Annotated in this window: 10 protein-coding genes; 2 read left to right on the top strand and 8 right to left on the bottom strand. The window is 74.6% G+C overall.

All coding sequences use genetic code 11. The features are described from left to right. Window positions 1-425: 425 nt before the first annotated feature. Window positions 426-2537: a putative bifunctional diguanylate cyclase/phosphodiesterase gene (locus tag ME121_RS31925; protein ID WP_043074506.1), complete on the bottom strand. Its 2112-nt coding sequence runs from the start codon at window positions 2535-2537 to the stop codon at window positions 426-428. Window positions 2538-2785: 248 nt separating this feature from the next. Here ME121_RS31925 and ME121_RS31930 point away from each other — a divergent pair, with 248 nt between their 5' ends. Further along, window positions 2786-3142 carry a VOC family protein gene (locus ME121_RS31930; protein ID WP_012321115.1) on the top strand — a complete coding sequence of 119 codons (357 nt, stop codon included), beginning with the start codon at window positions 2786-2788 and terminating at the stop codon, window positions 3140-3142. A gap of 15 nt (window positions 3143-3157) precedes the next feature. Here ME121_RS31930 and ME121_RS31935 read toward each other — a convergent pair whose 3' ends face one another. Beyond that, the gene (locus ME121_RS31935) at window positions 3158-3454 is read right to left on the bottom strand and encodes a hypothetical protein (protein WP_234740869.1); all 297 of its coding nucleotides are present in this window, start codon (window positions 3452-3454) and stop codon (window positions 3158-3160) included. 95 nt (window positions 3455-3549) lie between these two features. Here ME121_RS31935 and ME121_RS31940 point away from each other — a divergent pair, with 95 nt between their 5' ends. Next, window positions 3550-3960 (top strand): hypothetical protein, encoded by a 411-nt coding sequence (locus ME121_RS31940; protein ID WP_058607828.1) that lies wholly within the window; start codon window positions 3550-3552, stop codon window positions 3958-3960. Window positions 3961-3998: 38 nt separating this feature from the next. On the opposite strand, the gene ME121_RS31945 is transcribed toward ME121_RS31940, so the two are convergent. The 6 genes from ME121_RS31945 to ME121_RS31970 all read right to left on the bottom strand — a co-directional run. Further along, the gene (locus ME121_RS31945) at window positions 3999-4691 is read right to left on the bottom strand and encodes a response regulator transcription factor (RefSeq protein ID WP_053622415.1); all 693 of its coding nucleotides are present in this window, start codon (window positions 4689-4691) and stop codon (window positions 3999-4001) included. Then, entirely contained in the window at window positions 4688-5233 is a 546-nt protein-coding gene (locus ME121_RS31950; protein ID WP_059410270.1) for a hypothetical protein, read from the bottom strand. Before ME121_RS31950 ends, ME121_RS31945 begins: the two co-directional genes overlap by 4 nt. Next, window positions 5230-6183 carry a YncE family protein gene (locus tag ME121_RS31955; protein WP_053622414.1) on the bottom strand — a complete coding sequence of 318 codons (954 nt, stop codon included), beginning with the start codon at window positions 6181-6183 and terminating at the stop codon, window positions 5230-5232. The genes ME121_RS31950 and ME121_RS31955 overlap by 4 nt, the downstream gene beginning before the upstream one ends. A gap of 8 nt (window positions 6184-6191) precedes the next feature. Beyond that, window positions 6192-6758, bottom strand: coding sequence for an SRPBCC family protein (locus ME121_RS31960; protein ID WP_024828918.1), 567 nt, complete (start codon window positions 6756-6758; stop codon window positions 6192-6194). A gap of 2 nt (window positions 6759-6760) precedes the next feature. Beyond that, window positions 6761-7816, bottom strand: coding sequence for a vWA domain-containing protein (locus ME121_RS31965; RefSeq protein WP_059410271.1), 1056 nt, complete (start codon window positions 7814-7816; stop codon window positions 6761-6763). Further along, a partial coding sequence (locus tag ME121_RS31970; protein WP_059410272.1) for a hypothetical protein occupies window positions 7813-8310 on the bottom strand: 498 nt, incomplete at its 5' end. The genes ME121_RS31970 and ME121_RS31965, both read right to left, overlap by 4 nt.

Below are 8310 nucleotides of genomic sequence, written 5' to 3' on the forward strand. Positions count from 1 at the left end.
GGGGCGGCCGGATCGCGGCCCGGCGCCGCCGGTGCTCGCGAGCGCGGCGACGCGGAAGGTCGACGGCTCGCGGCCGCCAGACGTCCTGCCGGCCCGCGCTCGGGCCTCAGCCGATCGCCCAGAAGAGCGGCAGGGCGCCCGCCAGGAACAGCGCGGAGGAGATGAGCACGGCGGCGCGCTCGCGATGGCGGAGGATGAGGGCGTGGGGCTGTGCGAACATGGGATGGCGGAGCTGAGGGAGCCGGATCGGAGGTGCGCGGTCACGCTGGCATCCGAACCTTGACGGATCGGGGGCAGGGCGCGCCATCCACAGGCCGTCGGCGGCGGGTGTCGCGGCCGTGCCACAGAGGCGGCGGCACGGCCGCCGCCGGGGCCCGCGCCGCGACGACGACGATCGTCCGGCCGCCGGAGCGGCGCGGCGCGCCTCAGGCGACGGCCGCGTCGGGGCGGCCGGGCGGCACGAAGGTCTCGGGCGCGTCGATCTGCTCGGCGAACCGCTCGATCGGCTGCGGCTTGCTGATCAGGTAGCCCTGGGCCTCGTCGCACGCTTCCGCGGCCAGGAAGCGCATCTGCGCGTCCGTCTCGACGCCCTCCGCCACGACGCTCATCCCGAGGCTGCGGCCGAGCCCCAGAACCGCCCGCACGATCACCGCCGCCTGCGGGCTGACCTCGACATGGCCCACGAAGGACCGGTCGATCTTGATCTTGTCGAAGGGGAAGGCCTGCAGCGTCGCGAGCGACGAGTAGCCGGTGCCGAAATCGTCCATCGCGATGGACACGCCGAAAGCCTTCAGACGGCGCAGGATGCCGAGCGCCCGCGCCATGTCGTTGATGATCAGGGTCTCGGTGATCTCGAGTTCGAGCCGCGTCGGCGCCAGGCCCGTCTCGGTCAGGATCGCCAGGACGCGCTCGGGCAGATCCGCCTGCTGGAACTGGCGCGGCGACAGGTTCACCGCGACCTTCAGCGGGTGCGCCCAGCGGGCCGCCTCCCGGCAGGCGGCGCGGAGCACCCACTCGCCCAGCGGCAGGATCAGCCCGCTCTCCTCCGCCAGGGGGATGAAGGCATTCGGCGGCACGAGGCCGCGGGTCGGATGCTCCCAGCGCACGAGCGCCTCGAACCCGAGCAACCGGCCGGTGCCGGTACTCACCTGCGGCTGATAATACAGGATGAGCTCGTCGCCCTCGATCGCCTGGCGCAGGTCGCGCTCCAGGTCGCGCCGGGCCGCCTCGGCCTCGTCCATCGCGGGCTCGAACACCCGGTGGGTGTTCCGGCCTTCGGTCTTCGCCCGGTAGAGGGCGAGATCGGCGCGGCGGAACAGCGTCTCGCTGTCGAAGCCGTGGCTGGGCGCCTGGGCGATGCCGACGCTCAGGCCCACCTTCAGCCGCCGCTTGCCGAAGGGGATCGGCGCCTGGACGGCCGCGATCAGGCGGGCCGCCAAGGTCTCCGCGCGGGCGGGGTCGTCCGCATCGGCCACCAGCACGGCGAACTCGTCGCCGCCGAGGCGCGCCACCATGTCGTCGGCCCGCAGCACCGCGCGGATCCGATGGGCCACCGCCCGGAGCAGGAAGTCCCCGGCCGCGTGGCCGAGGCTGTCGTTGACGGTCTTGAAGCGGTCGAGGTCGAGGCACAGCACCGCGCAGGCGCCGCCGTTCAGGTGCAGGTCGGCGAGCCGGATCTCCAGCCGCTCGTAGAACAGGGCGCGGTTGGGCAGGTCGGTGAGGCCGTCGTGGCGCGCCATGTGGGCGACCTGCCCCTCGGCGGCCTTGCGCGCGGTGATGTCGATCTGGGTGCCGATGAAGCGCAGCGCGCGGCCGTCGGCGGCGCGCGCCACCACCTTGCCGCGCGTCATCATCCAGGCCCAGGAGCCGTCCTTGCGGCGCATGCGATGCTCGGACGCGTAGGTCGGCGCCCGCCCGCTCAGGTGCTCGACCAGGGCCCGCTCGGCCGCGCCCGCATCCTCCGGGTGGAGCAGCGCCCGCCACGTCCGCGCGTGGCTCGCCAGTTCGCCGGGCTCGTAGCCCAGAACCCCCCACCAGCGGTCGGAGGACCACGCCTCCCCGGTCGTGAGATCGCAGTCCCAGAGCCCGTCGCTGCCCGCGTCCTGCGCCAGGGCGAGGCGCGTCTCGCTGACCTGCAGCGTCTCCTCGGCCCGCTTGCGCGCGGTGATGTCCGTGAAGGTCCGCACCGCCCCGCCGTCGGGCAGCGGCACGGTGCGGATCTCCAGCACGGTCCCGTTGGGGCGCTCGCGCTCGTAGGTGTGGGCGCGGCGCTCCAGGCCGCTGTCGGCGACCCAGCGCTGCAGGGCTTCGCTCGCCTTCCCGAACTCCCCCTGCGCGATCTGGTATTGCCGGACGGCCTCGAAGGTCGGGCGGGACCGCATCAGGGCCAGCGGCAGGTCGAGCAGCGCCAGGGCGCGGGCATTACAGACTTGAACGACGCCGTCGGCGTCGATCATCATCAGCCCCTGATCCATGGCGTCGAGAACGGTGTCGAGGAGCTTCGCCTTCTCCCGCAGCGCGACCGTCCCACTGTTCATACCCGGGGATCCCAATCGTCCGCCTGAGCGAACATTCTGCTGGACGGTGCGAGCTCCCACCGGCGCGGACGGTACCATCGGGGAGCTTTCCGGATTCTTTCCGGAGGACCTGTGTTCAATCGCTGCGTGCATTTCCGGGCGGCGAACCGCGGCGTGGTCGGGACACGGGCTCCCGGCGCGCCGTCCCGGCCCTTGCCGGACCGCCCGCGGAGCCCTCTGATGGGGCGGCGCGCAGCGGGGACCGGGCCATGGCCGTGAGGCGGATCGTCACCAACATCCGGGCGACGCAGGTCGAGGCGGCGCGGTCCTTCTACGCGGACGTGCTCGGCCTGGAGGTGGTCATGGATCACGGCTGGATCCTGACCTTCGCGGCCCCCGGGATGTCGGCGACGCCGCAGATCAGCGTGGCCAGCGCGGGCGGCTCGGGCACGCCGGTTCCCGACATCTCGGTCGAGGTCGACGACCTGGCGGACGTCCTCGCCCGCGTGAGGCGGGCCGGCCTGCCCGTGCTGTACGGCCCGGCCCGGGAGCCCTGGGGCGTGGAGCGGTTCTACGTCCGCGACCCCTTCGACCGGCTGGTCAACATCGTCGCCCATCTCGCGTGAGGCCGGGCCGGCGGCTCACTCGGCCTCGTCCCGGACGAGGGAGATGCAGGTCCGCACCATCTCCTCGAGCCGCAAATCCTTGGTGTCCCCGATATTGGCGGTCTCCTCCAGACAGCGCATGAAGTACGCCGCGTCCAGCTTGGGCGACAGCGTGTGGAAGGCCCGGCCCATCCGGGTCGAGAAATCGATCTTGTCGGTCGCGCTCGCCCGCGGCCACAGCGAGGCCTTGTCGTCCACGGTCAGGCGGGCGGCGTCCGCCGGCAGGGTCGCGCACGCCAGGGCCACTAAGACGATTATAAGCTTGGTCTGCATTGTAAATCTCCGATCCTGCGGCGTAGAACTGCGTAACTCTGCGCAGCGGTGACGGTCGACGGACGCGCTGCTCTTGCGACGGGATGGGAGAAGCGATGCGCGCGGTCCGTCTTTCCGGCCTGGTCTCGGCCGGCCTCCTGGGTCTTCTGACGGCACACGCTCAGGCGCAGACCGCGGCGCAGCCTCAGCCCCAGGCACAGCCCCCGATGCAGGCGCAGGACCCCGCGGCCGCCGATCCGCGGCGCAATCAGGCGGCGAAGCTCGCGGGGCTCGCCGGCTTCGTGAACCTCGAATGCCCCGGCCTGCGGAGCGATCCCGCGCGCCTCAAGCAGACCGTCGAGGCCCTGGGCGTCGATGCCGCGAGCCTGGAGACCGGCGACCTGCACCTGACCGCGACCCGCTACATCGCGGCCTACCAGAAGGACGTCGCGGCCAATTGCCGGAAGGCCGAGGCGACGTTCGGGCCGCAGGGATCGATCATTCCCGGCCTGGTCGTGCCGCGGTAGCCCCGGCCCGCTGTATGCGGCGCTGACGGCGGCCGTCCTCACACCGGGCGCCCGTCCCGCGACAGGGCGATACGCAGGAGGTCGGCGAGGCTGCCGGCGCCGAGCTTCTGCTTCATGCCCGAGACGACGGCCGACACGCTGCGCTGGCTCATCGACAGGCTGTCGGCGATCGCCTCGTTGGACTTGCCCGCCCCCAGCAGCGACAGGACCTGAACCTCCCGCGCGGTCAGGCGCGCGAGGGGCGATTCCAGGAGCCCGGCATTCAGCATGGCGATCTTGGTCGCGACCTCGTGCGGCAGGTAGCTGCGGCCGGCCGAGACGGTCGCCAGCGCCTCGTGAAAGCGCGTCACCGCCGTGTCCTTCAGGACGAAGCCGTGCGCCCCGCCCTCGATGGCGCGGGCGACGATCACCGGGTCGTCGTGCATGCTGAAGGCGAGGATCCGCGTCGCCGGCTCCAGGGCCCGCACCCGGCGGATCAGCGACAGGCCCGACAGGCCCTGGTCGCGGAAGCCGAGGTCGGTCACCACCAGCCCGGGCCGGTGGCGGTGGAAGGTGCGGTAGCCGGACACCACGTCCGCGGCCTCGTGGACCGCCCGGACGCCGGCATCCTCCGCGAGGTGGCGGAAGCCGCGCCGCACGACCGGGTGGTCGTCGACGATCAGCACCGCGTCGAGACCGCGCGGAGCGTCCCGCCCCGCCGGGCGGTCGGCCGAGGCCCGGGCGGCGCTCACGGCGTCCCCTCGCGGGCCGGGTGCGGGGCGGCGAGGCGGGCCAGCGCGGCCGCGTGGTCGGCCCCCTGCATCCGGGCGTTGTAGTAGTGCTGGCACATCTCGCCGTAGAGGCTCTTGCGGCGGCCGCGTTCCGCCGCGATGCCGCCGAGACCGTCGAGGATCGCGCCGTAGCCCTCGCCGGTGCCGGCCTCGGCCAGCATCTGGCCGAGCTGGACGGTGCGGTTGGCGATCATGCGCGGATCCTCGATGAAGCCGTCGCGGGCCCCTGCCAGCGCCGTCGCCATGGCGCGCACGCGGGGATCGTCGGCCGGCAGGGCCTTCCCGGCCTCGCGTCCCGCGAGCCAGCGGGCCGGGTCGGTCCCGTCGGTCGGCCCGAGCCAGGCCGGCAGGGTGCCCTCGGCGGTGGTGGCGACCACCGCGCCGGCCTCGTCCGCGCGCTCGTCCGCGCGCTCGTCCGACCCGCGGTCGCAGGCGCCGGGGGCCAGCAGGACCAGGCAGGACGCGATGCGAATGTGGATGCGGATGCGGCCGGCGCGGCTCATCGCGCGGGCTCCCCGACGGCCAAGACCGTGCGCGGGCCCTCCGCCACCTTGATGCGCGCCGTCTCGCGCCACGTGGCGAGATCGATCACCGAGACATCGTCCGAGAACCAGTTCGCCACGTAGGCCCGCGGACCGGCCACCGCGATGCCCTCGGGATAGGGTCCCACCGCCACGGTGGCGACGATCTCGAGCCGGGCCGCGTCGATCACCGTCACGGCGGCGGCGTGCTGGTTGGTGACCAGGATGCGGCTGCCGTCCCCGGTGACCGCGACGCCGTAGGGCATCCGGCCGGCCGGAACCGTGGCGCGGGCCCGCAGCGTCGCCGTGTCGATCACCGTGAGATCGCCGCTGCGCACGTTGGCGACGTAGAGGCTCGCCTCGTCCGGAGCGAGCGCCAGGGCGAAGGGCGCCTCGCCGGTCGGGACGACGGCCACCCGGGCCATGGTCCCGGTGTCGATCACGCTGACCTGACGGCTCTCGCGATCGGCGACGTAGAGCCGCCCGCGCCGGTCGAGGACGAGGTGGGCCGGGTCGCGGCCCACCGCCGCGGCGCCCTCGACGGCGCCGGTCGCCGCGCAGATCCGCAGGACGCGGTCGCCCGACCAGTCGCCGACGTACAGGCGGGCGCCGTCCGGGCTCACCGCGAGGCCGAAGGCCTGCCCGGGGACGGGCAGGCGGCGGGGCGGCTCGCCGGGCGCGACGACGGTGACGGCGCGCCCGTCGGGGTGGGTCAGGTAGAGGCGGCCGGCCCGGTCGGCCGCCGCTGCCACCGGCGCCGGCCCGAGCGGGATCCGCCCGGCCACGGTCCCGGCCTCGACCCGCGCCAGCTCGGCCCCCTGCTGGCTGACGACCCAGACCGGGTCGCCGGCCGCGGACGCGACACCAATCCCAGCGCCGGTCCCGGCGGCGGCCGCGACCGCGAGCGTCGCGATCAGCCGGAGGTGGCGCATGCGGGGCCTCAATGGGTCGTCCGGCCCTCGACGGCCGCCTTCAGGCCCTTGAGCCCGTCCGCGAAGTAGCGGTTCATCGCCGCGCGCCCGGCCTCGTCGCTGAGGTTCTCCGGCGGCTCGTTGCCGGTGTCGCCCCGGTAGAAGCGGCCGATCCACGACACCTTGGAGCCGGTCCCGTCGGGGGTCACGGTGAGCGTCGCCGAGTAGGAGGAGACCGGGAGCGCCTTCAGGTCCGGGTCGGACATCCGGTACGAGTAGGTCCGGCCGTCGGCCAGCCACTCGTCCAGCCCCTCGACCAGGGTCCCGCCGGCCTTGAGGGTCACCCGGCGGGTCGTGCCCTCGACATTGCCGCCGCTCGCCTCGGCCCTGGCCACGTCGGGGTGCCAGCGCCCGATACCGCCGAAATCGCCCACCACCTTCCAGACCGCGTCCGGGGGCGCCTGGATGGTGATCGACTGGTCGATCTTCTGCGGCGTCGGCCCGTGGGCCAGCGCCGCGCCGGCGAGGCCGAGGACGGCGAGGGCCGGGACGAGGGCCGGGACGAGGGCCGGGACGAGGGCGAGGGGCATCCGCATGGTCAGGTCCTGATCGCTCCGGTCGGAGCAGGGGTTGGAGCAGGGTGGGCCGCGCGCCCGCGGAGCGCGCGAAGGGCACGGGCGAGGGGGCTCGCCAGGAGGGCCAGGAGCGTCAGCCCCAGGGCCGCCGCCAGCAGGGCGGGCCGCGGGTCGAGGCGGCCGGGCAGCGGGCGCGGCGTCGCCGCGGCGCGCAGAGGGGCGGCGAGGCCGCCCGGGCCGTCGAGATGGACGTAGCCGAGGCCGGTCTCGGCGGCGAGGCGCCTCAGGTAGGGCTCGCGGACCGCGGAGAGGTGCTCGCTGCCGTGGGCCGCCTGGGCGCCGAAGGGGGCGTTGCGCGGGTTGTAGCCCTCGCGCGATTCCGCGTCGGCCGGGGGCGGCCCGGAGCGGTTCTCCTGCTGGACGTCGCTCTCGCCGAGGAAGCCGGTCTCGCGCCCGCGATCGTCGAAGCGCGGGATCGGCGACAGGCCGTAGCCGCCCGCGCCGACGATCAGCCCCCGCACCGCGCCGGCCTCACCGTCGAAGGTCGGGCCGCCGGAGGCGGGCAGGGGCGGCGTCTCCTGGCCGTCGGTGACGAACAGGAGGTCGGCGTCGATCTCCCCCGCCATGGCGATCGACCGGAACAGGCCGGCCGCGACGCGGCTGTCCCCCTCCCAGGCCATGCGCGGGTCGAGGGCCGCGATGGCGCCGTCCAGCGGCGCGAAGTCGGCGCAGACCTCGACCGGCGTGAACAGCAGGAACGGCCTGCGGTCGGTGAACAGGCCGAGCGCCACCCGCGAGCCGCAGGGGAGGTCGGGCAGCGTCGCCCGCAGCGCCGCCTTGACGGTCTCGAGCCGGCTCACGGAGCCGGCGGCGGCGGGATAGTCGCGCACCGCCATGCTGCCGGTGATGTCGACCACCGCCAGCACCGACACGCCGGTGCGGGTGAACGGGATCGGCGGGGCGACGAGGGCCGCCAGCGCCAGCGCGAGGGCGGCCGCCAGGGCGCGGAACCGCCCGTCGCGCAGGTTGCGGGCGACGAGGGGGGGCAGGACGGGGGGCAGGACGCGCCGCGGTCTCACGGGCCGCCCCGCGGCTGGCCGGGGATGTCGGTCCAGATCACTTTCGGCTCGGCGCGCAGCTCGTCCCCGGTCTTGCGGTCGAATTCCGGGTAGTCGCGCACGAGGCGCGAGGCGACGTCGAGGTTGTACTTGGCGTCCCAGAACTCCGGCCGGGCCTGGAGGGCGCGGCGGTAATCCTGCCGCGCCAGCGTCACCTGGGGCGCGGCCTTGTCGAGGTCGCCCCGGCCGATCAGCGCGAAGGCCTGCCGCATCCGCGCGTTGCCGATGACGTACCGCGCCCGGGCCGCCTCCCGCACCGCGCCGGCGCGGTCGAGGGCGTCGAGGAGGGGCTCGGTCTCGCCGAGACGGTCCCGGGCGGCGAGGAAGCCGATCCGCGCCGTCAGCAGGGCCGGCCGCGCGTCCGGGTCGACCGGCCGGTCGCGGCCCGCCTCCAGGGCGGCGATCCGGTCGTCGTCGCGCGCGGCGCTCCAGCCCGCGACGGCGAACCACAGGGC

Origin of the sequence: Methylobacterium sp. ME121, from assembly GCF_000974725.1 — a bacterium.
In the GTDB taxonomy this organism is placed as follows: Bacteria; Pseudomonadota; Alphaproteobacteria; order Rhizobiales; family Beijerinckiaceae; genus Methylobacterium; species Methylobacterium radiotolerans.